The following is a 20941-nucleotide window of genomic DNA, read 5'->3' on the forward strand; positions in this document are numbered from 1 at the left end:
AACATAGGAGCTCGCCTTGCCCTGTCAATCGAAGTGATCGAGGAAAATGCGGGCAACATGCCCCAGTCGCAAGACTGTGATCGCTGAAGCGTATCGCGCCGAAACGGTAAAATGGCTGGACGGCCTATGCCGCGGCGAGTCCGGCTACTTCTGCTTCAGCCGGCGCGGAAAACGCAGCCATTTGTCGTCGACCGGCCTTGGCACCGGCCCTGGCTGTGCGAGAATGGTGGTGAGCTCGGGAGGCAGGCTCGGCACCAGCGGCTTCTTGGTGGCGACGCCGTCCGCGATCGCGACGATCGAGTGGTAGAACTCGGCGCCGGTGACCGATCGCGGCGCCACCGCTTCATGCATGACGCTGATCACCGTTACATCCGGGCAGTTGTCCTTGATCGCCTGGTGGAAGGCAACCTTGCCCTCCGGATCGAGTGCGCCGGTCGCCTCGTCCAGGAATAGTAGCCCGGGTTGATGGAGCACGATGCGGGCCACCACCAGCTTCTGTTTCTGACCGCCGGACAGGACCTGATCCCAGCTTTTGCCTTCGCGGCTTTCGTCGCCCATATTCTCGATGAAGTCGCCCAGACCCGCCTTGTGCAGCGCGGACGCGACCTGCGCGTCGCCATGGTCGTGCTCGGAGCCCGGCAGGCAGACCAGCTGCTTCAGGGTCACCTGCTGCAGCTTGACCTCCTGGGCTGCATAGAAACTCTTTACCCCTTCGGGGAAGACGATGGTGCCGCGGCCGTAGGGCCACAGGCCGTTGATGGCCTTGATCAGCGAGGTCTTGCCGCAGCCAGATTCGCCTTTCAGGAAGGTCCATTCGCCGCGCCGGAAGCGCAGGTTCGCCGCAACGAGGAAAGGCGTTGCGTCCTCACCCTGATGCGCCAGTTCAAGCTTCTGGATGGTCAAGCCAAAAACCGGGTTCTGGCTGGCGTAGCGGAAGTCGGAACGGCCGCTCTGGCTGTAGAATTCCTGGGGATGCTGAACGTTCTCGATCGCATTGGCCAACTCGGTGACACGCTGGCTGTTGGCGCGCAGGGTGGCGATGGCGGGCATGACATGGATGAACCACGAACATTGGCCGATCAGCGAATTGACCAGTTCGGAGCCGGTTATGTAGCCCTTCAGGTCGAAGCCGTTGTGGATGAACGGCACAAGGCCCGGTCCATAGGCGACAATGCGGGCGCCGATGAAATTGTAGATCAGCTCGAACGACATGTAGACGGTGTTGACGATGTTGAGCCGCGTCCATGTGCCGTCAATATCGCCATAGAGGCGGCCATGCATGGTCCTCTGAACGCTTTCGCCCCGCGAGGCCGCGACATGGAAGCTGCGGCGCAGGAATGTCGTCAGCTCGCCACGGTAACTGCCTTCGGCCTGCTGCATCCTGACATTGAGACGCTCGAGCATGCCACCGAGCTTTACCGCGATCCAAGTGTTGAGCGGCACATAGATGGCGACGGCAAGGAGGGCGAGGATGGCGCTGCCATAGCTGCCGAGGAATTCGAGCCCCTTTACCTCGACGGAGGTCTCGAGCAGCTTCTGGCCGACGAAATAGAGCGAGGTGGCGACACCCAGCACGCCCATGGCTAGGCCGATGGCGCCGCCGGTCATGTCCTTGATCGATTCCTGGACGCGCTGATCGATGTTGTCGGGGGCCGGCGCGCCATTGCCGGTCGAGGCATGCTGGGCGTGGAAATGGGTGTGGTTGCCGTCCAGCAGCGCCTCGTTGAAACGGCTGTCGAGCCAACCGCGCCATTTGCGGTGCAAGGTTGCCGAGACAAGATTGCGGATGCCCGTGAAGCCGGCGTCCTTGAGCACGACCAGCAGCACCAAAATAGCGGCATTGGCCAAAAGCGTCTGGAGAGGGGTGGTGTTGGCGGCGTCGTGGAAGAAGGCGATCGAGTTGACCAGTTCTCCGGATGCTTCTGCGAACCAGACGCCGGCCTTGCTGGACAGAGCGGTGAGCAGCGCGATCACCAGCGTCAGCGTCCAGGCCTCCTTCCACCGGTCCGAGACCCAGTAGGCCCGCATCAGGCCCCAGAAGCTGCGCATCGAGGAAACCGGGGTCAGAAGCGACCGCCTTGCGGCATCGCTGTGTAGTCCATCTGTTCCTGACAGTTGCGGTGGTCTGTCGACCCGAATCACAATCCCGCCCAAACCTTTTTTGTATTGTTACGGATGGTAACACCAATTGATCATTTTCCATTAATTTTTATAGGGGGGCAGCGGCATTGAGGTGGATGCCGTGGCTGCAGGGCAACAGGTTGGGCTTCCCGAGCGTCGCGCCAAAGCCGACGAAAAGCCGGTTTAAGCTAGTGATGTCAGGTAATTACGCGGCATCAGAGCGCGACGTTTCTACCTTCCCCTAGGGAAGGCGTTCGCACGAATTTGTGACCCGCTTGGGCTGCCCGGCAAGCCGGCTTTTCATTGCAGGCTAATCAAAATTCCGGAAAACACGTCGCCCTGGACGCCTGATTCCTCGCCGGCATGTCCCCGCCGGAAGTCCGGAAATGACCTGAGACGCTGGGCAAGCCAGCGATCGACCGGACCGGCGGCATCAAGGCAGGCCGCGACGCCGGCAAAGCCAATGATCGCGGAACCCACCGGGGCCAGGCGTTGCCTCACGCCCGGGGAGGGCTGCTTGAAAATCCTGCGTTGAAGATCGGGTTCAGTCGACTTTTTCCAGTTCGCCACGCGCCTTGGCGGCGGCTACCTGGCGGATGGCGTCGGCGAGCGTGTCGACGTCCTGCGCGCCCATCACCGCGTATTTGCCCTCCAGCAGGAAGCATGGCACGCCTGATATGCCCATGCGCGACGCGGTGGCGATCTCGGTGCGAACCGCCTCGACATCGGCATCGGTCGGCAAGAGCGTCTCGACAACGGATGCGTCCATTCCGGTCTCGCGCGCCGCCTCGACCAGCACGGCGTGATCGCCGATGTTGGCGCCTTCTTCGAAGTTCAGCTGGAACAGGCGGCGCACCAGCCGGTTCTGCACGTCTTCGCCGGCCGCACCGGCCCAGCGAATGACGCGATGGGCATCAAGCGTGTTGGGCGCGACCTTGATGGCGCCGAAAGCGAAGGAAATGCCTTCGGCTTCACCGAGCGGCTCGATACGGGCGTGGATCTGGCGAATGTGTTCGTCGCTGCCGAACTTGGCCAGCATATACTCGCGGCGATCCTTGCCTTCCGGCGGAATGGTCGGATCGAGCTGGAACGGCCGCCAGCGTATATGCACATCCACCTCGCCGGCGGCGGCGACCGCCTTATCCAGCCGCTTCTGGCCGATGAAGCACCATGGGCACACGACGTCGGACACCACGTCTATGGTGATCGTATTCGCTTGGCTCATCTCGATCTCCTGAACGTTCGGGCGCCGTGCACTTACCGGGCTTCCACTCCTGGGCCTATGCTCAGTTCGGCTTTCGCCACCAGGTCGGCAACTGGTAACCGAATATGGGCGTCTTTTGCGGATGGTCCAGATAATTCCAGTAAGCGATCCATTGCTGCGTGTTGTGCTGCATCGGCACCATGTAGTTGCCGGAGATCAGCAACCGGTCGAGAACGCGCACGGCGGCGACGTAATCCTCCTTGGTGCGGGCGCGCAACATGGCCTCGATCGCAGCGTCCACCGCGGGATCGGCGACGCCGGCGAGGTTGAACGAACCTTCAGCCTTGGCGGCGGAGGATGACCAACGCCCGATCTGCTCGATGCCGGGCGAGAGCGAATTGTTGAAGCCGCTCGAGCCGATCAGCACCTCGAAATCGAAACGCTGCTTGCGCGACTGGATCTGGTCGCCGTCGAGGCTGCGGATGGAGACATCGATGCCGATCTTTTCCAGCGTGCGCTGGTAGATGCCGGCGAGACGCTCCTCGTCCTGCGAGGCGGTCAGGATCTCGAAGCCGAAGGGCTTGCCCTCGGGGTCGAGCATCGTGCCGCCCTGCAGGTGGTAGCCGATGCTTTTCAGGAGATCGAAAGCCGCCTTCAGCACCTTGCGGTCCTGGCCCGAGCCATCCGTCACCGGCGGCCGCCAGGTTCCGTCCATGACGTCGGCCGGCACGCGGCCGGGGTAGGGCGCCAGCAACGCCTTTTCCCTGTCGTCGGCCGGATGGCCGAGCGCGGAAAGCTCGGAATTCTGCCAGTAGCTCATCGTTCGCGCGTATTTGCCGCCAAACAGGTTCTTGTTGGCCCATTCGAAGTCGTAGAGCATGCCGAGCGCCTGACGCACCACGGGGTTCGAGAATTTCGGCAGCCTCGTGTTGAACAGGAAACCGGTCACGACGGGTGGAATACCGGTGTCGAAAGTTTCGGCAACCACCTCTCCCCTATGGAAAGCCGGAAAATCCAGATCGCGTTCGCGCTTCACCGGATCGCTGTCGTCGTCGATGGCGCAAAGGCCTTTCTTGAACGCCTCGAGCTTGGCATTGGCGTTGAGGAAATATTCGATGGTGATCTGGTCGTAATTGTCGAAGCCGCGCTTGGCCGGAATATCCTTGCCCCAATAGTCCGGGTTGCGCTTGAAAACGATGCGCTGGCCGGGCGTCACCTGTGCGATCCTGTAGGGGCCGCTGCCGATCAACGGCTTCAGCGTCGTCCTGTCGAAAGTCTCGATGTCGAAGGCGTGCTTGGGGATGATCGGCGTCAGCGCGATGATCAGCGGAAATTCGCGATCGGCCTTGTCGTTGAAGGTGAACCGCACGCTGTGGTCGCCGGTCTTCTCAAGCTTGGCAATCCTGGCCATGCGGTCGCTGTAGGGCGGACGGCCTTTCTGCGTATAGGCATCGTAGGTGAACAGCACGTCCTCCGGCGTCACCGGCTGGCCGTCCGACCATTTGGCATTCGGGTTGAGATGGAATTCGATGCTCTTGCGCTCGGAATCCATGTCGGCCGACTCGGCAAGCAAGCCATAGAGCGTGAAGGCCTCGTCGGCATTGCGCTGCATCAGCGGCTCGAAGACCAGATTGCCGAAGATCGTGTCCATCATGCCGCGCGCCGTGGTGCGCAGGCTCTTCAGGATGAAGGGGTTGAGATTGTCGAAACTGCCGACGACGCAATAGGTAATGCTGCCGCCCTTCGGCGCGTCGGGATTGACGTAGTCGAAATGCGCATAGTCGGGCGGCAGGGCCGGCTCACCCTGCATGGCAATTGCATATCTGGGTTCCGACGCCGCCGGCAGGGGCGAAAGGGCGAAAAATGATGTCGCGGTGATCAGCCAAACGAGAACGCGGCCCATGACCGTCTCCTTACCGGGTCGGCTTGATGATTCGGTGCGCACACTAGCATGGGGCACCGCCAATGTTCGTTGCCAAGAATCGCAGATTGCGGGCTGGATTCGGCACCGCTTGCAGTGTAACACGCCGTCCGAAGTCATTCTGTTGCCTCATTTCGGCAACAGGTAGCTGGACCACACGGCGCGAAGAAGCGGGTCCCCGGGATCATTTGAGAGGAAGTGCACGACATGACGAGCCTGAACAGCAATGCGTACCGCCTGTCGGTCATGGCCGCTGGCGTGATCGGCTTTCTGGGCGCGGCAATTCCCGTTGCTTCCGCACAGCAGCAACAACAGATCCCGCAGGGCTGGTTCAAGGCTTGCACAAAGCAGGAAGACGTCGACATCTGCAACGTGCAGAACATCACCACCGCCGGCAACGGCCAGTTGGTCACCGGCGTGAGCCTGATCGAGCTGAAAGGCAAGGTGAACCGCAAGGTCTTCCAGGTGACGGTTCCGACCGGTCGTCTGGTTGGTGCCGGCATTGGCCTCCAGATCGATACCGGCAAAACGCAGAAGCTTGAATATGTGGTCTGCTTCCCCGACCGCTGCGTGGCGGAAGTGCCGCTGACCGACCAGCTCGTCGCCTCCTTCAAGAAGGGCCAGGCGCTCACCTTGACCTCGATCAATTTCCAGAACCAGCCCAATCCGATCAAGGTCGCGCTGCAGGGCTTCAGCGGCGCCTATGACGGCCCGCCGCTGCAGCAGTCGGACATCGAGGACCGGCAGAAGAAGCTCCAGGATTTCGTCGCCAAGAACAACCAGGACTTCGCCAAGAAGCTCAAGGAAGAGCAGGACAAGGCGAAGACCGCGAACTGATCGGTTCGGGCATTCTCAAAGCCACAAAAAAGCGGGGTCATGCCCCGCTTTTTTGCTTCTGCACCTGACTCACTGATCAGTGCCTGAGGTGATCAATGCCTGGACTGCCGTTTCGGTTCGTAGCGTCCGTCCGGCTTTTTGTCGAACATTTCCTTGATCTGCGGGTGGCGGACCGGTTCTCCCGATTGGTCCTCGAGCAGATTCTGCTCGGACACATAGGCGATGTACTCGGTTTCCGAATTCTCGGCGAGCAGATGGTAGAACGGCTGGTCCTTGCGCGGGCGCACGTCGACGGGGATCGCCTCGTACCATTCCTCCGTATTGGCGAATTGCGGATCGACATCGAAAATGATGCCCCGGAACGGAAACAGCCGATGGCGAACCACCTGTCCGATCGCGAATTTGGCTGTTCTCATCGTACTCACCACTGAATTCCTTAGCTTTATTTGGCGCAGACTCCGAATCAATTCAATCCCGAAGCTTTGAGCGTCCTCAAGCTGCGTGTGATACGGAGCAAAGATTGTGGGCGAGTTGCCGGCCATCGATGCCTGCCGGCAGCAAATGTGTTCGCAAGCTCACTGCTGGCGCGCTTGCTTTCCCAAGCCACCGCCAAGCGCCGCAAACCCGCTGCCGGGACGGAGCCCTTCGCGCATGAAGAAAGCGCGAAGCGGTGCAAAACCACCAAGCACGCCGAGCCCGGCACCGCGCGCCATCTGCGCCGGCAGCAGGTCGGAAAGCAGCGACATGTTCAGTAGATTGACCGCGCTGCTGCGCGCCAGAATATCGGGCCGGCGCTTGAAGTCATAGATGGCGAGGGCTTTCGCGGCCCCTGGGTCTTCATAATTTTCATTCGCGATTCCAATAAGATCGTCGATATCCCTGATGCCAAGATTGAGCCCTTGCGCGCCGATCGGCGGAAATACGTGGGCGGCTTCGCCGACAAGCGCCACCCGGTCGCGCGCAAAACGCAGCGGCGTCGCCGTTGCAAGCGGATAGACCTGCCGGCCTGGCTCGACCGTCACCCGGCCCAGCATGGACTGCATCCGCTGTTCGACCCGCAGCGACAACGTCGCATCGTCCAGCGCGGCAAGTTCCGTGGCGGTTTCCGGCTTGACCACCCAGACCAGGCTCGAGCGGTTGCCGGGCAGCGGAACCTGCGTGAACGGACCGGTTTCGGTATGGAACTCGGTCGAGGTGAAGGCATGATCGCGGCCGTGGGAGAAGTTGAGCACCAGCGCTGCCTGGGGATAAGTCCGGGCGGCGGTCGAGATGCCCGCCGCCTGGCGCGCCGGCGACAGGCGTCCGTCGGCGGCAACCGCCAGGGATGCTTCGATCACGCTGCCGTCGGCAAGGGCCGCGCGAGCCTTATCGGCGCCGAGATGCCAGGCATCGACCATGGATGTCAGCCACGCGATCCCGGAATGCGCGGCAACCCTGCCGGCGAGCGCGGGAATGAGGACGCTATTGGGCAGGTTGAGCCCGAACTGATCCTCGTCGATCTCGCTGGCGCGGAAGGTGACGACCGGACTGCGGATCAACCGGTTGGTCGCGTCGACGATGCGCATCACCTTGAGGGGCGCGGCCTGCGGCTTGATGTCGGCGAGGACGCCCAGCCGCTCAAGCACCTTCAAGGCAGGGTTCATCAGTGCCGTCGTGCGGCCATCGCGGGCGGATGCCTCCGGCCCGACGAGCGTCACCGGAAAGCCGGCATCGGCGAAACCGAGCGCGGCGATCAGCCCTGCCGGCCCCGTGCCGGCGATGAGTATCCGTGCTGTTTTCTGATGCTCCAAGATCGACTTCCGGCTTGCGATGCGGGGCAGCGCACGCGCCCCGCCACTCGATGAGCATATAGGTCAGGTCATACGGCTTGATCAACGGGGCGATTCGGCCCATTCGAAGGTCATGACCGGCCGCCAGGACGACTTCAGCCATCTCGACAGCGCAGGCCGTGCGACGGCCGATATCGCACGCAACCCGCGTTTGACGGTGAACCTCGTTGTCGGCGCCGGCATCCTGCTTGCCTGGCTGTCCCTGGCCGCAATGGCGGTCCGCGCCGCGGAGGGACGCGCCGCGGGTATCGGCGCGCCCGGCGACGCCTTGTTGAAAACCCTGCCGCAGCTGCCGTTGCCCGATTCCGTGGCCCGGTTCTTCGCCCTCTGCCTCTCGGCCGCGCCCCTGGACGGAGATATCGGCCCGCGCGCCGGTGCGCTGACGGCAATGTGGTTCCTGATGGCGACCGCGACGATGCTGCCCTCGGCGGCGCCGATGATCCGAACCTATTGCGAGATCGCCGATACGGCCAGGATCAGGCATGAGCCGGTCGTCCATCCGCTGGTGCTGGTCGCCGGCTATCTCTCGACATGGCTGGCCGCGTCGGCTGGGTTTGCGGCGCTGACGCTCGCCATCGATGCGTTCGCCTCGTCAGGCCAGATGTTCGATCCGGTTCTGGGCATTGCCGGCGCTGTCGCCTTGCTGGTCGCCGGCCTCTACCAGTTCAGTGGCCTGAAGGAGGGCTGCCTGAAGAAATGCAGGAACCCCTTCGCGATCCTGTTTGCCAACTGGAGCGCGCGGCCTGCAGCCATTTTCCGGCTCGGCGTCGCGCAAGGCATCTGGTGCCTTGGCTGTTGCTGGGCACTGATGCTGGTGATGTTCGCCGTGGGCGTGATGAACGTCTTCTGGATGGCGCTGATCGGCCTGTTCACCCTGATCGAAAAACAAGCCGCGGGCAGGCTTCCAACCCGGCTGGCCGGTGCGATACTGCTTGTCTGGGCAGCCGCGCTGCTAGTAGTCTCGCTATGAGTGGGGGAAACTCGATGACGGATCCGAGCTGGGCAATGAAGGGGGAGCTCGTACTCTCCTGCAATTGCACGGTTTTTTGCCCTTGCGTGCTGTCGCTGGGCAGCCATCCTCCGACCGAAGGCTATTGCCAGACCTGGGCGGGTTTCCGTATCGATGCCGGTCATTTCGGAGAGGTCGACCTGTCAGGGCTTAATCTCGGGCTGATCATGGAAATCCCCGGCTATATGAGCCGCGGCAACTGGACCGCCGGCCTGTTCATCGACGTCAGAGCCTCGATCTATGCGGTCAAGGCGTTGACGAAGATCTTCACCGGCAAGGCGGGCGGGACGACGTCGCTGCTTTCGATCCTCGTCGGCAAATTCCTCGGTGTCGAACAAGTGCCGATTACCTATGAGACACGCGACAAGACGCGTATCTTCCAGATACCGAAGATCATCGATGGGGCGGTCACGCCAATTGTCGGCAAGGACCGCGACAAGGACACGGTGATCAGCAATTCGGAATATTGGATCGCGCCGGAGATCATCGTGGCCAAGTCCGACAAGAGCAAGATGCGAGCCTTTGGTCGCAACTGGAATTTCGGCGGCCGTTCAGCCGAAATCTGCAAGCTGGACTGGCAGGGCCCGTGAGCAAGAACACAACGGCCAGGAAAGCCGCCAAGAAAATCGCCGACCGGATTCCGCGGCCGAAGAAGAAAGTCACCTGGCCGCAGGCGCGCGCTTTTTCGGTGCATCTCCTGACCGCCTCGGGTTCGTTCCTGGCCTTCCTGTCGCTGGTGGCGGCGAGCGAGGAGCGCTGGACGGCCATGTTCTGGTGGCTGGGGCTGGCGCTGTTCGTCGACGGCATAGACGGGCCGATCGCGCGCAAGCTCGAGGTCAAGGAAATCCTGCCAACATGGTCGGGCGAGCTCCTCGACAACATCATCGACTATGTCACCTATGTTCTGATCCCGGCCTTCGCGCTCTATCAGCGCGGCTTCATGGGCGAGGGCCTGTCGTTCCTGTCGGCGGCCATCATCGTGGTGTCCAGCGCGATCTACTATGCAGACACCGGCATGAAGACGAAGGAGAATTTCTTCAAGGGATTCCCCGTTGTCTGGAACATGGTGGTGTTCACGCTCTTCGTCATCGAGCCGGGACAATGGGTCTCGTTCGCGGTGGTCGTGGTGGCGGGCATCCTGACATTCGTTCCGATCAACTTCATCCATCCGGTTAGGGTGGTGCGGCTGCGGCGCATCAATCTCGCAATGACTCTTTTGTGGTGCGCTTTCGGCGCGCTTGCGCTTGCGCAAGCGGCACTCGCCGCCTTCTATGACCAGATCGGCGTGCTGGGCGCGCAGGTCAGCACCTTCATAAAGATTGGCATTACCGTTACCGGGCTCTATCTCGCCTGTATCGGCGGCATCATGCAGTTCTTTCCAAATCTCGGTGCCAAAAAAGCCTGATCGGCAAATTTCTCAAGGAAGCCCACCATGCCCAAAGCAGTCCGCATCCACGCCCATGGCGGTCCGGAAGTCCTGACCTATGAGGACACCGATCCCGGCCAACCGGGATCAGGGCAGATCCTGGTCAGGCACACGGCAATCGGCCTCAATTTCATCGACGTCTATCATCGCTCCGGTCTCTATCCGCCGCCCGGCGGGTTTCCGCTTATTCCCGGCAGCGAGGCCGCCGGTTTGGTCCTGACTGTGGGCGAGGGCGTTGACTGGCTGAAGCCCGGCGACCGGATCGCCTATGCCGTCACCACAGGCGCCTATGCGCAGGAGCGCGTCATCGATGCCAGCAAGGTCGTCAAGGTGCCGGACGGCATCAGCGACGAGCAGGCGGCAGCAATGATGCTGAAAGGCATGACCGCCGAATATCTCTTGCGCCGGACCTTCAAGGTCAAGGCAGGCGACACCATCCTGTTCCATGCGGCAGCCGGCGGCGTGGGGCTCATTCTCGGCCAATGGGCGAAGCATCTGGGCGCGACCGTTATCGGCACGGCAAGTTCGAACGACAAGATCGAACTCGCCAAGGCACACGGCTTCGACCATGTCATCAACTACAAGGAGCAGGATTTCGTTGCCGGCGTCGCGGCCATCACCGGCGGCAAAAAATGCGATGTCGTCTACGATTCCGTCGGCAATGACACATTCCCGGCCTCGCTCGACTGCCTGAAGCCGCTCGGCATGTTCGTCAGCTTCGGCCAGTCGTCGGGACCGATCCCGCCATTCTCGATGTCGCTGCTGGCGCAGAAAGGATCCTTGTTCGCCACAAGGCCGACGTTGTTCGTCTACAATGCAAAACGCGAGGATCTGGACGCCTCGGCCGCGGCCTTGTTCGAGGTCGTGCTCAGCGGCGCCGTCGAGATCAAGATCAACCAGCGTTATGCACTCAAGGATGCGGGCAAGGCGCACGCGGATCTTGAAGGGCGCCGCACGACAGGCACGACCATACTGGTTCCCTGACGGATACTGCCCTGGTTTTCAGCTCTCTCACACAGGTGCGGGCAAGGTTTGCACGAAAAGCCGGCCCGCCGCGTGGTTGCGCGAAGAAGACTGATCTTTGCCCTTGAGTTTCCGCTGAAATTCTTGAAGCTCTTTCAAGTCGAGTGCTGCTTTCGCATGGGAGCTGGCCGCGCATACGATGCTTGCGGGAACACAGAACATATCCGGGAACCCGGATGGGAGGCACTGTGAGTGCAAATCATAACGGAGCGAATCTGCTTGAGGTTCGCGGCCTTACCAAGATTTTCGGCACGCTGACGGCGTGCGATCATGTCGACCTCGACATCGCCAAGGGTGAGATCCACGCGCTGCTCGGCGAGAACGGCGCCGGCAAGTCGACGCTGGTCAAGATGCTGTTCGGCTCGCTGGAACCCAATTCCGGCGAGATCTTCTGGAATGGCCAGGCCGTCCGAATTACCAGCCCGGGCGTCGCGAAAAAGCTCGGCATCGGCATGGTATTCCAGCACTTCTCGCTGTTCGAGGCACTGACGGCGGCCGAGAACATCGCGCTTTCCCTGGATGACGGTTCGCCGATCAGCAGCATCGCGGCCAAGGCGAGGGCGCTTTCCTACAGCTATGGCCTGCCGCTCGATCCGGAATCGCTGGTCGGCGACCTGTCGGTGGGCGAGCGCCAGCGCATCGAGATCATCCGCTGCCTGCTGCAGACGCCGCAGCTCATCATCCTCGACGAGCCGACTTCGGTGCTGACGCCGCAGGAGGCCGACAAGCTGTTCGAGACGCTCGAACGTCTGCGCTCGGAAGGCAAATCGATCCTGTACATCTCGCACCGGCTGGAGGAGGTCAAACGCATCTGCGACCGCGCCACCGTGCTGCGGCACGGCAAGGTGGTCGGCCACTGCAATCCGCGCGAGGAGACCGCCGCGTCCTTGGCCCGCATGATGGTCGGCAACGAAGTGCAGGCCGTGGTGCGCGCGCCGGTCGCGGGCATCGAAACGGCACAGTCCCTGCTTGAAATCCGCGGCCTCAGCCGCAAGCCGGCGACGCCGTTTTCGATCCCGCTCAAGAATATCAATCTCACCGTCCGCGCCGGCGAGGTGATCGGCATCGCCGGTGTCGCGGGCAACGGCCAGGGCGAGTTCTTCGAATCCGTTTCCGGTGAAGTCCTGCAGCCGGATGCCGCCTCGGTGCGCATTCGCGGCAAGGATGCGGGCAGCCTCAGCATCACCGGGCGCCGGCTGCTGGGTGCAGCCTTCGTGCCGGAGGAGCGCCTCGGCCATGGTGCCGCCCCGCGCATGCGGCTTTCGGAAAACCTGCTCCTGTCGCGCCATGCCACCGATGGCAAGACCTTCGTCGGGACGGGCGGAATGGTCAAGAGCGGCACCGTCTATGCCGCAGCCCAGCGCATCATCGAGGCGATGGACGTGCGCAAGAGCGCGCCCGATCCGGAGGCGGCAGCGCTGTCCGGCGGCAATCTGCAGAAATTCATCGTCGGCCGCGAACTCGACCGCAGGCCTGACGTCATGGTGGTCAACCAGCCGACCTGGGGTGTCGATGCAGGCGCAGCCGCCCATATCCGCCAGGCACTCATCGAACTGTCCCGCAGCGGATCGGCGGTGTTGGTCATCAGCCAGGATCTCGACGAGCTGTTCGAGATATCGGATGCGATCGCGGTGATGCACAATGGCGAACTGTCCAGGCCGCTGGCGATCGCCGAGGCGACCTTCGAAAAAATCGGCCTGCTGATGGGCGGCGCCGAACCAGGCCACGCCGAACACACGCTGGAGACGGCATGATGCGCCTCGAACTCGTCAAACGGCCGCAGCGCTCGGCGCTGTTTTCCATGCTGTCGCCATTCATCGCCTTCGCGCTGACGATCATCGCGGGCGGCATCATGTTCGCGCTGCTCAGGGTCAATCCGTTCAGCGCGTTCAACATCTATTTCATCGAGCCGGTCAGCCAGGTCTGGCAGTTGCACGAGCTGGCGATCAAGGCGGCGCCGCTGATCCTGATCGCGGTCGGCCTGTCGGTCTGCTACAAGGCCAACATCTGGAACATCGGCGCCGAAGGCCAGTTCATCTTCGGCGCCATCTTCGGCTCGGCCGTTCCGGTGCTGTTTCCTGGGTTCGAGGGCCCATTGGTGCTGCCGCTGATGCTTCTGCTGGGCATGGTCGGCGGTGCCGCCTACGCGGCTATCCCCGCATTTCTGAAAACCCGCTTCAGCACCAACGAGATCCTGACCAGCCTGATGCTGGTTTACGTCGCACAGCTCTTCCTCGACTGGCTGGTGCGCGGACCCTGGCGCGACCCGCAGGGCCATGGCTTCCCGCAGACCATCCAATTCGGCGATTCCGCCATCCTGCCGGAACTGATGCCGGATGCCGGCCGCGCCAATTGGGGCTTCGTGTTCGCGCTGGTCGCGGCGGTGCTGGTGTGGCTGATGATGAGCCGCATGCTCAAGGGTTTCGAGGTTCGCGTGCTCGGCTCCAGCCCGAGGGCAGGGCGCTTCGCCGGCTTCGGCCTCAACCGCATGGTCTTCTTCGCCTTCCTGTTGTCGGGCGCCCTGGCCGGGCTTGCCGGGATATCGGAAGTTTCCGGCGCCATCGGGCAACTTCAGCCCGTCATTTCGCCCGGCTACGGCTTCACCGCCATCATCGTGGCGTTCCTTGGCCGGCTCAATCCGCTCGGCATCGTCGCGGCGGGCCTGGTGCTGGCCCTGACCTATCTCGGCGGCGAGGCGGTGCAAAGCGCGCTCGGCATCTCCGACAAGGTGGCGCGCGTGTTCCAGGGCATGCTGCTGTTCTTCGTGCTCGGCTGCGACACGCTCATCCATTACCGCATCCGGTTGATCGGTCTGGCGCTGACCAAATCGGAGAGTGCCGCGAAGCTCGAGGCCGCGCCAAAGTTGAAGGAAGCCCGCTGATGGACATCACCGTCAACATCCTCCTGACCATCGCCACGGCGGCGACGCCGCTGCTCATTGCGGCGATCGGGGAACTGGTGGTCGAACGCTCCGGCGTGCTCAACCTTGGCGTCGAAGGCATGATGATCATGGGCGCCGTCGGCGGTTTCGGCGCAGGCTATCTGACCGGCTCGCCCTGGATCGGGCTCTTGGCGGCCATCGCCATGGGCGCGCTGTTCTCGCTGCTGTTTGCCGTCATGACGCTGTCGCTGGCCACCAACCAGGTGGCGACCGGCCTGTCGCTGACACTGCTCGGCCTCGGCCTCTCCGGCATGATGGGAACCAGTTTCGTCGGCCAGCCCGGCGTCAGGTTGCCCAATCTCGATATTCCCGGGCTCAGCTCCATCCCGGTGGTGGGCAGACTGCTGTTCGGCCAGGATCCGCTGTTCTACATCTCGATCGCGCTGACGGCGGCGGTGATGTGGTTCCTGTTCCGGACGCGCACCGGGCTGACGCTGCGCTCGATCGGCGACAGCCACGCCTCGGCGCATGCGCTCGGCATCAGGGTCATCCGCTACCGCTATCTCTCGGTGATCTTCGGCGGCGCCTGCGCCGGTCTTGCCGGCGGCCATCTCTCGCTGGTCTACACCCCGCAATGGGTCGAGAACATGAGCGCGGGCCGCGGCTGGATCGCGCTTGCGTTGGTGGTGTTCGCGTCCTGGCGGCCGTGGCGGGTGCTGGCGGGCGCCTATATCTTCGGCGCGGTGTGGATCGGCCAGCTTCATGCACAGGCTTTTGGCATTCCGGTGCCTTCGCAACTGCTTTCTTCGTTGCCCTATCTGGCGACGGTCGTGGTTCTCGTTCTAATCTCGCGCAACAAGCGTCTGACGATGATGAACACACCGGCTTCCTTGGGGCAGCCATTCGTTCCGGATCGTTGACAACAATAACAAGACGGGAAGCTCCAAGGCTTAACTCAGAGAGGTAACACGATGAAAAAACTGCTTATTGCCCTGATGACGACGACAGCGGCATTTTCGCTGGTCGCGTCCGCGGAGGCCGCCGACAAGCTGAAGGCATGCTGGGTCTATACCGGCCCTATCGGCGACTTCGGCTATTCCTACCAGCACGACCAGGGCCGCCTCGAAGTCGAAAAGGCGCTCGGCGACAAGGTCGAGACCGCCTATCTTGAAAACGTCTCCGAAGGCCCCGATGCCGACCGTGCTTTCGAGCGGCTGGCGCGCGAAGGCTGCAAGATCATCTTCGGCACGTCCTTCGGCTTCATGGACGCCGAAGTGAAGGTCGCCAAGAAGTTCCCCAAGGTGATGTTCGAGCACGCCACCGGCTACAAGACGGCGGACAATCTCGGCATCTACAATGCGCGCTTCTATGAAGGCCGCTATGTGCTCGGTCAGATCGCGGCCAAGGAATCGAAGTCCGGCGTCGCCGGCTACATCGTCTCCTTCCCGATCCCGGAAGTTGTGATGGGCATCAACTCCTTCATGCTCGGCGCGCAGTCGATCAATCCGAATTTCAAGGCCAAGATCGTCTGGGTGAATTCCTGGTTCGATCCGGGCAAGGAAGCCGATGCGGCCAAGGCCCTGTTCGACCAGGGAGCCGACATCATCGTCCAGCACACGGATTCGACCGCGGCACTGCAAGTGGCCGAGGAGCGCAAGCTGCACGGCTTCGGCCAGTCCTCCGACATGATCAAGTTCGCGCCGAACGCGCAGTTGACCTCGCTGACCGACGAATGGGGACCTTATTACATCAGCCGGGTTCAGGCAGCGATCGACGGCACCTGGAAGCCCGACAATGTCTGGCTCGGCATCAAGGACGGCGCGGTGAAGCTCGCGCCTTACACCAATATGCCCGACGACGTGAAGGCAATGGCCGAGGCGACCGAAAAGAAAATTGCCGGCGGCTGGAATCCCTTCACCGGACCGATCGCCAAGCAGGACGGCTCGCCATGGCTGAAGGACGGCGAGGTCGCCGATGACGGCACGCTGCTCGGCATGAATTTCTACGTCAAGGGCGTCGACGACAAGCTGCCGCAATAGGTGTTAGGCAAGGTCCGAGGGGGAAGGGCGCCGCGAGGCGCCCTTTTCATTCGGCGGCTTGCGCTACCGCCGGGACGTGGCGAAACCGCACCAGGCCGGCGTCCACCACGAGGCTGAGCCGGATCCTGAGCCAACGCTGCACCGGCCGCTCGAAATAGCGCCAGATCGTCCACGACACCAAAACCATGAGCGCCGCGCAGGTCCACGCTGCAATCCATTTTCCGGCCAGCGGCGTCAAGGCGTTGATGAAGAGATAGCCGGCATTCTGGTGAAGGAGGTAAAGCGGGTAAGTCAGCCCGCCGAGAGCCAGCGTGAGCGGCGACGGTCTGATCCGGTCGCGCAGCAGGACAGCGCCGATCAGCGCCGCGTGCATCACCACGTTGGCGGCCACGAGATGGGCGGACGAGACCGCAATGCCGTAGTGCCCGATCATCCACTGTTGCGTGACAGACAGCGTATAGCTGGAGAGCACGAAGGCGGCGGCCAGCAGCAGCAAGGCCGGCACTGAGCGACCATGCGCGTGGAGATGATGGACCAGCATGCCGGCGGCGAAGAACGGCCCGAACTCGGTGAGAAACAGAAGCCGCGCCGCGCCGCTGCCGAGCAAGAGTTCATTGACCGCCGAGATCGCCAGCCAGCCGAGGATCAGCCCCAATTTCCATCGCTGGAAAACGCCGGCAATCAGGGCCAGCGTCACCCAGCCGTAGAAAACCACTTCAAGCACGACCGACCAGTAGACGCCGTCCATGAAAGGTTGGCCGACGGCCGGCGCGAACATTGTGAGATTGGCGAGATACTGGCTGAAGGAGGCTGGGAGCAGCGGCGTGCCGGAAAAGGCGATAACCGCGAAGCTTATCGTCATGCAGAGCAGAAAGCCCGGATATAGACGCGCGAAACGCGCGACGGCGAATTCTTCCCAGCCGCCGCCTTCCGCCGACCATGCGATGACGAAACCGCTGATCAGAAAGAAAAGATTGACGCCGAGATAGCCGTACAGAGCGAGTGGAGCGGCATGAGGATAGCCCGTCGTGAGAAAGCCGTCGGCAGCCGCGCCGCGGAAGAAATAGTGAAACAGCACAACGGCCAGCGCCGCCGCCAGCCTCAACAGGTCGAGCGTCGCGATATAATCCTGGCGGACAGGTCTGGGGTCCATCCTGAGTCCCTGCGTTTACGGTCCGGAAACCATAAGGCAGGCGGCGGCCAAACAGGGTAAATGGCCGGAACTATCGCGAAATGTGGTAAATCGTGGTCCTCAGACGGCCGAACCGTAGAGATCATAGGCGTCGGCGCGATCGACCTTGACGGTGACGATGTCGCCGGCGCGCAGCGGGCGGCGCGACTGGATGTGGACGGAGCCATCGATCTCAGGCGCATCGTATTTGGTGCGGCCCTTGGCCGACGTGCCATGCGCTTCGTCGATCAGCACCGGCAGGCGCTTGCCGACCTTCTTGGCCAATTGCGTCGCCGAGATCTTCTGCTGGCGCTGCATGAAGCGATGCCAGCGCGCCTCCTTGATTTCCTGCGGCACCTGCTCAAGGCCGAGTTCGTTGGAGCGCGCGCCCCGTACAGGTTCATATTTGAAGCATCCGGCGCGATCGATCTTCGCTTCATCCAGCCAGTCGAGCAGCATCTCGAAATCCTCGTCGGTCTCGCCGGGAAATCCGACGATGAAGGTCGAGCGGATGGCGAGGTCGGGACACACATCGCGCCAGCCGCGAATGCGCTCGAGCGTCTTTTCGCCATGTGCCGGTCGGCGCATGTTCTTCAACACCTGCGGCGACGCATGCTGGAAGGGGATGTCGAGGTAGGGAAGGATTTTTCCCTCGGCCATCAGCGGGATGACGTCGGCCACGTGCGGGTAGGGGTAGACATAGTGCATGCGCACCCAGATGCCGAGCTTGCCCAGTTCCTCGGACAGATCGAGGAATTTCGCCCGCACTTCACGATCACCGAACATGCTGGCCTGGTATTTGATGTCGATGCCGTAGGCGCTGGTGTCCTGCGAGATGACGAGGAGTTCCTTGACGCCGGCCTTGGCCAGTTTCTCGGCTTCACGCAGCACATCGGCCGCTGGCCGCGAGACAAGGTCGCCGCGCAGCGCCGGGATGATGCAGAAGGTGCAGCGATTGTTGCAGCCTTCCGAAATCTTGAGATAGGCATAGTGGCGCGGCGTGAGCTTGACGCCTTGAGGCGGCAGCAGATCGATATAGGGATCATGGCTCGGCGGCGCAGCCTCGTGCACGGCCGCCATGACGCTCTCATAGGCCTGCGGACCGGTGATGGCGAGAACGTTGGGATGCTTCTCGCGAATGACGTCGGGCTCGGCGCCCAGGCAGCCGGTGACGATGACCCTACCGTTCTCCGAAAGCGCGGAGCCGATGGCATTGAGCGATTCATCGCGGGCGGAATCGAGGAAGCCGCAAGTGTTGACCACGACGAGATCGGCACCGTCATGCTTGCGCGCGATCTCATAGCCCTCGGCGCGCAGGCGCGTGATGATGCGTTCGGAATCCACTAGGGCTTTGGGGCATCCGAGACTGACGAAGCTGACACGCGGGGCGGACATGGGCAAGGTTCCAATGGACATGAACCGGAAACGCTGATCCGGCTCGAAGTCTCGACATATAACGGTTTGCACGGCTCTGGCAGGAGCTCAATTCGGGCGGCGCAATAGCACGGCTTGCCCAATCAGGCAAACAGGCAAGCTCTGCGACATCGGCGATCTCGTTGTGCAGATCGAAGCGAAGAAGCCGAAAGCCGTTGGTTCGTGGCTCTTACAAAAGCGAATTGTCGGGTAATGGCAGCCAGTCAACGCGACTTTCAGTGCTATGATTAGGATTCACTAATATGCTATAGGCAGAATGGTGAGGGGCTAGTCCCATGAGACAGTTGCTAGGACACATTGCATTGGCATGGCTTGTGCTGCCCGGCGATGCGGACGCACACGGTTGGTATACGGGCAAGACCGATCCCGTTCTTCACTATGACTGCTGCGGAAACAAGGATTGCCGCCCCATCGATTCCAACGATGTCAGGATGACCAAAGACGGCTATTTTGTCAGGCTGCACCCTACCTACTTGAATGAGCCACAAGAAGCAGAGTGGTTTATCCCGAGAGAACGTGTCCAGGCTGCGCCCGATGATCGATACCACATCTGCGAGCGTCTAATGACGTTTTATCGAACGATCATTCCCCATATGAAGTTTGATCCCTACCAGCGATATAGGTGGACATGCTTCTTCGCGCCGATGGGCACCGGTTCAATCTCAATTAGAATGAACCACTACGCTGCAATTTCAAACTGACCAACATCGGCGGGCGCGAGGGTTCCAGATCAGTGGCCGCTCGACCCGAACCATGGCGCCAGGAAAGCGAATTGGTCGGGAAACTGCTGCACGGCGCCGTCGAGAAGCATCTTCACGGCGACGTAAAGGATGATCAGTAGGCCGATATAGGCGATCCAGCGGTATTTGTGCAGCAGGCGCGCGACGAAGGACGCGGCGAAGCCCATCAGCGCAATCGACAGAGCGAGGCCGATGATCAGCACCGTCGGATGGTTCATGGCCGCACCCGCGACGGCCAGGACATTGTCGAGCGACATCGAGACGTCGGCAATGACGATCTGCCACGCGGCCTGCGAGAAGGTCTTGCGCGGCGACTTGCCGGCGATGGTCCCATCCTTGTCGAAATCGCCATTCGACAGCGCTTCGGTCGCGTCGCGCTCCTGCTCGTGGCTGACACCCAGCTCCCGCCACATCTTCCAGCACACCCAAAGCAGCAGCAGGCCGCCGGCGATGAGGAGCATGGGGCCAATTGTCAGCAGCCATTGCGTGATCAGGGCGAAGAAAATGCGAAGGACGGTGGCCGCGATGATGCCGACCAGAATGGCCCGTTTGCGCTGACTGGCCGGCAAGCCGGCCGCCGCAAGGCCGATGACGATGGCGTTGTCCCCAGCCAGCGCAAGATCGATCGCGATAACCTGAAAAAGAGCCGATAAGCCTGCGGCAGTAAATATTTCCATCGACCTGGAAGCCCTTGCCTGTTCGCCGAGTGTTCGTTGTCGATCGCCCAGCCCGCCCTAAAGGCATGGTTCCTTGCCGTCAAGACATCGCTTCGGGCAACGCCGCAAAACCGCTTTCGTTGCAGCGGCGCCATTGAGGGGATTCGACAATCACGGGCAGGCGAGCCGAAACGGCAATGAAAACCTAGTCGTAGCGCCTAATCGTAGAGATTGTATTTTGCCCAGTCGGTCTCTGGAATCTCGTCGCCGATGCGGTAGCGGAGCTGTAAAACCTCCATATGGTCCGGCGCCGTCTCGCACTTGAATTTCAGCCGGTACCATTGCCCCTTGCTGCGGAAGGCGGCTCCTGGGCTCTTAATGGCGTCGTCGCTCATGACCGGCGTGGCAAAGGCGTAAGCGACCACCCGATCCGCCTTGTACTTGCGGTCGTCATGGGTGATCCGGTCGAGGACTTCAGCATCACAGCGCTGTTCGAGGCGGGTTTGCGGGTCGAGTTTCAGGAGGCCTGCGCGCAAGGCGCTGTCCATGGCGTTGGCCGGAAAAGCCAGGGTCAAGAACGCCATGACCGTCGTGCAGAGTGTCTTCATGGGCGGGACAAGCAGCATATTTTGTCTGAAAAATCAACCAAA

The 20941-nt window shown here is 61.9% G+C and carries 20 protein-coding genes; 10 read left to right on the forward strand and 10 right to left on the reverse strand.

The features are described from left to right. Window positions 1–144: 144 nt before the first annotated feature. From FJ986_RS14375 to FJ986_RS14390, 4 genes are all read right to left on the reverse strand, one after another. A complete protein-coding gene (locus FJ986_RS14375; RefSeq protein WP_181170926.1) occupies window positions 145–2049 on the reverse strand; it encodes an ABC transporter ATP-binding protein/permease in 1905 nt (634 codons plus the stop codon). A gap of 372 nt (window positions 2050–2421) precedes the next feature. Next, the gene (locus FJ986_RS14380; RefSeq protein WP_140498611.1) at window positions 2422–2691 is read right to left on the reverse strand and encodes a hypothetical protein; all 270 of its coding nucleotides are present in this window, start codon (window positions 2689–2691) and stop codon (window positions 2422–2424) included. Then, complete coding sequence (locus FJ986_RS14385; protein WP_140498610.1) at window positions 2666–3346, reverse strand: DsbA family protein; 681 nt, start codon at window positions 3344–3346, stop codon at window positions 2666–2668. The genes FJ986_RS14380 and FJ986_RS14385 overlap by 26 nt, the downstream gene beginning before the upstream one ends. Window positions 3347–3407: 61 nt before the next feature. Then, window positions 3408–5228 (reverse strand): extracellular solute-binding protein, encoded by a 1821-nt coding sequence (locus FJ986_RS14390; protein WP_140515397.1) that lies wholly within the window; start codon window positions 5226–5228, stop codon window positions 3408–3410. A 225-nt stretch (window positions 5229–5453) separates the two neighbouring features. Between FJ986_RS14390 and FJ986_RS14395 the strand changes: the two genes are divergently transcribed. Continuing rightward, window positions 5454–6083 carry an invasion associated locus B family protein gene (locus tag FJ986_RS14395; protein ID WP_140498608.1) on the forward strand — a complete coding sequence of 210 codons (630 nt, stop codon included), beginning with the start codon at window positions 5454–5456 and terminating at the stop codon, window positions 6081–6083. A gap of 92 nt (window positions 6084–6175) precedes the next feature. Here the strand turns inward: FJ986_RS14395 and hspQ are convergent, their stop codons facing one another. Both hspQ and FJ986_RS14405 read right to left on the reverse strand, forming a co-directional pair. Next, on the reverse strand, window positions 6176–6499 hold the full coding sequence (gene hspQ / locus FJ986_RS14400; protein WP_181165343.1) for a heat shock protein HspQ: 324 nt from the start codon (window positions 6497–6499) through the stop codon (window positions 6176–6178). A 159-nt stretch (window positions 6500–6658) separates the two neighbouring features. Next, on the reverse strand, window positions 6659–7873 hold the full coding sequence (locus FJ986_RS14405) for a UbiH/UbiF family hydroxylase (RefSeq protein ID WP_140498607.1): 1215 nt from the start codon (window positions 7871–7873) through the stop codon (window positions 6659–6661). Window positions 7874–7985: 112 nt separating this feature from the next. Here FJ986_RS14405 and FJ986_RS14410 point away from each other — a divergent pair, with 112 nt between their 5' ends. From FJ986_RS14410 to FJ986_RS14445, 8 genes are all read left to right on the forward strand, one after another. Next, window positions 7986–8882 carry a DUF2182 domain-containing protein gene (locus FJ986_RS14410; protein ID WP_181165344.1) on the forward strand — a complete coding sequence of 299 codons (897 nt, stop codon included), beginning with the start codon at window positions 7986–7988 and terminating at the stop codon, window positions 8880–8882. 14 nt (window positions 8883–8896) lie between these two features. Further along, entirely contained in the window at window positions 8897–9511 is a 615-nt protein-coding gene (locus FJ986_RS14415) for a DUF1326 domain-containing protein (RefSeq protein WP_140498606.1), read from the forward strand. Then, on the forward strand, window positions 9508–10326 hold the full coding sequence (gene pcsA, locus FJ986_RS14420; RefSeq protein ID WP_140498605.1) for a phosphatidylcholine synthase: 819 nt from the start codon (window positions 9508–9510) through the stop codon (window positions 10324–10326). The genes FJ986_RS14415 and pcsA overlap by 4 nt, the downstream gene beginning before the upstream one ends. Window positions 10327–10353: 27 nt before the next feature. After that, complete coding sequence (locus tag FJ986_RS14425) at window positions 10354–11331, forward strand: quinone oxidoreductase (protein WP_140498604.1); 978 nt, start codon at window positions 10354–10356, stop codon at window positions 11329–11331. A gap of 215 nt (window positions 11332–11546) precedes the next feature. After that, window positions 11547–13124, forward strand: coding sequence for an ABC transporter ATP-binding protein (locus tag FJ986_RS14430; RefSeq protein WP_181165345.1), 1578 nt, complete (start codon window positions 11547–11549; stop codon window positions 13122–13124). Continuing rightward, a complete protein-coding gene (locus FJ986_RS14435; protein ID WP_140674685.1) occupies window positions 13121–14251 on the forward strand; it encodes an ABC transporter permease in 1131 nt (376 codons plus the stop codon). The genes FJ986_RS14430 and FJ986_RS14435 overlap by 4 nt, the downstream gene beginning before the upstream one ends. Then, window positions 14251–15171 (forward strand): ABC transporter permease, encoded by a 921-nt coding sequence (locus FJ986_RS14440; RefSeq protein WP_140498601.1) that lies wholly within the window; start codon window positions 14251–14253, stop codon window positions 15169–15171. The genes FJ986_RS14435 and FJ986_RS14440 overlap by 1 nt, the downstream gene beginning before the upstream one ends. Window positions 15172–15222: 51 nt before the next feature. Next, entirely contained in the window at window positions 15223–16290 is a 1068-nt protein-coding gene (locus FJ986_RS14445) for a BMP family ABC transporter substrate-binding protein (protein ID WP_140498600.1), read from the forward strand. A gap of 46 nt (window positions 16291–16336) precedes the next feature. On the opposite strand, the gene FJ986_RS14450 is transcribed toward FJ986_RS14445, so the two are convergent. Together FJ986_RS14450 and rimO are read right to left on the reverse strand one after the other, a co-directional pair. Then, complete coding sequence (locus FJ986_RS14450) at window positions 16337–17443, reverse strand: acyltransferase (protein WP_140674687.1); 1107 nt, start codon at window positions 17441–17443, stop codon at window positions 16337–16339. Between the two features lie 99 nt (window positions 17444–17542). Beyond that, window positions 17543–18856, reverse strand: coding sequence for a 30S ribosomal protein S12 methylthiotransferase RimO (gene rimO, locus FJ986_RS14455; protein ID WP_140498598.1), 1314 nt, complete (start codon window positions 18854–18856; stop codon window positions 17543–17545). A gap of 314 nt (window positions 18857–19170) precedes the next feature. Between rimO and FJ986_RS14460 the strand changes: the two genes are divergently transcribed. Further along, complete coding sequence (locus FJ986_RS14460; protein WP_140674690.1) at window positions 19171–19596, forward strand: hypothetical protein; 426 nt, start codon at window positions 19171–19173, stop codon at window positions 19594–19596. Between the two features lie 29 nt (window positions 19597–19625). On the opposite strand, the gene FJ986_RS14465 is transcribed toward FJ986_RS14460, so the two are convergent. Beyond that, complete coding sequence (locus FJ986_RS14465; protein WP_140498596.1) at window positions 19626–20312, reverse strand: TerC family protein; 687 nt, start codon at window positions 20310–20312, stop codon at window positions 19626–19628. Window positions 20313–20509: 197 nt separating this feature from the next. Next, the gene (locus tag FJ986_RS14470) at window positions 20510–20917 is read right to left on the reverse strand and encodes a DUF930 domain-containing protein (protein ID WP_140498595.1); all 408 of its coding nucleotides are present in this window, start codon (window positions 20915–20917) and stop codon (window positions 20510–20512) included. Window positions 20918–20941 lie beyond the last annotated feature (24 nt).

The sequence above is a fragment of the Mesorhizobium sp. B1-1-1 genome (genome assembly GCF_006442955.1).
GTDB lineage: Bacteria > Pseudomonadota > Alphaproteobacteria > Rhizobiales > Rhizobiaceae > Mesorhizobium.

Coding starts and splice junctions, on each gene's coding strand:
- FJ986_RS14435 (WP_140674685.1), top strand. CDS start 13,121: ATGATGCGCCTCGAACTCGTCAAACGGCCGCAGCGCTCGGCGCTGTTT.
- FJ986_RS14430 (WP_181165345.1), top strand. CDS start 11,547: ATGGGAGGCACTGTGAGTGCAAATCATAACGGAGCGAATCTGCTTGAG.
- FJ986_RS14385 (WP_140498610.1), bottom strand. CDS start 3,346: ATGAGCCAAGCGAATACGATCACCATAGACGTGGTGTCCGACGTCGTG.
- FJ986_RS14410 (WP_181165344.1), top strand. CDS start 7,986: ATGACCGGCCGCCAGGACGACTTCAGCCATCTCGACAGCGCAGGCCGT.
- FJ986_RS14395 (WP_140498608.1), top strand. CDS start 5,454: ATGACGAGCCTGAACAGCAATGCGTACCGCCTGTCGGTCATGGCCGCT.
- FJ986_RS14460 (WP_140674690.1), top strand. CDS start 19,171: ATGAGACAGTTGCTAGGACACATTGCATTGGCATGGCTTGTGCTGCCC.
- rimO (WP_140498598.1), bottom strand. CDS start 18,856: ATGTCCGCCCCGCGTGTCAGCTTCGTCAGTCTCGGATGCCCCAAAGCC.
- FJ986_RS14440 (WP_140498601.1), top strand. CDS start 14,251: ATGGACATCACCGTCAACATCCTCCTGACCATCGCCACGGCGGCGACG.
- hspQ (WP_181165343.1), bottom strand. CDS start 6,499: ATGAGAACAGCCAAATTCGCGATCGGACAGGTGGTTCGCCATCGGCTG.
- FJ986_RS14445 (WP_140498600.1), top strand. CDS start 15,223: ATGAAAAAACTGCTTATTGCCCTGATGACGACGACAGCGGCATTTTCG.
- FJ986_RS14465 (WP_140498596.1), bottom strand. CDS start 20,312: ATGGAAATATTTACTGCCGCAGGCTTATCGGCTCTTTTTCAGGTTATC.
- FJ986_RS14415 (WP_140498606.1), top strand. CDS start 8,897: ATGACGGATCCGAGCTGGGCAATGAAGGGGGAGCTCGTACTCTCCTGC.
- FJ986_RS14425 (WP_140498604.1), top strand. CDS start 10,354: ATGCCCAAAGCAGTCCGCATCCACGCCCATGGCGGTCCGGAAGTCCTG.
- FJ986_RS14390 (WP_140515397.1), bottom strand. CDS start 5,228: ATGGGCCGCGTTCTCGTTTGGCTGATCACCGCGACATCATTTTTCGCC.
- FJ986_RS14470 (WP_140498595.1), bottom strand. CDS start 20,917: ATGCTGCTTGTCCCGCCCATGAAGACACTCTGCACGACGGTCATGGCG.
- FJ986_RS14450 (WP_140674687.1), bottom strand. CDS start 17,443: ATGGACCCCAGACCTGTCCGCCAGGATTATATCGCGACGCTCGACCTG.
- FJ986_RS14375 (WP_181170926.1), bottom strand. CDS start 2,049: ATGCGCAGCTTCTGGGGCCTGATGCGGGCCTACTGGGTCTCGGACCGG.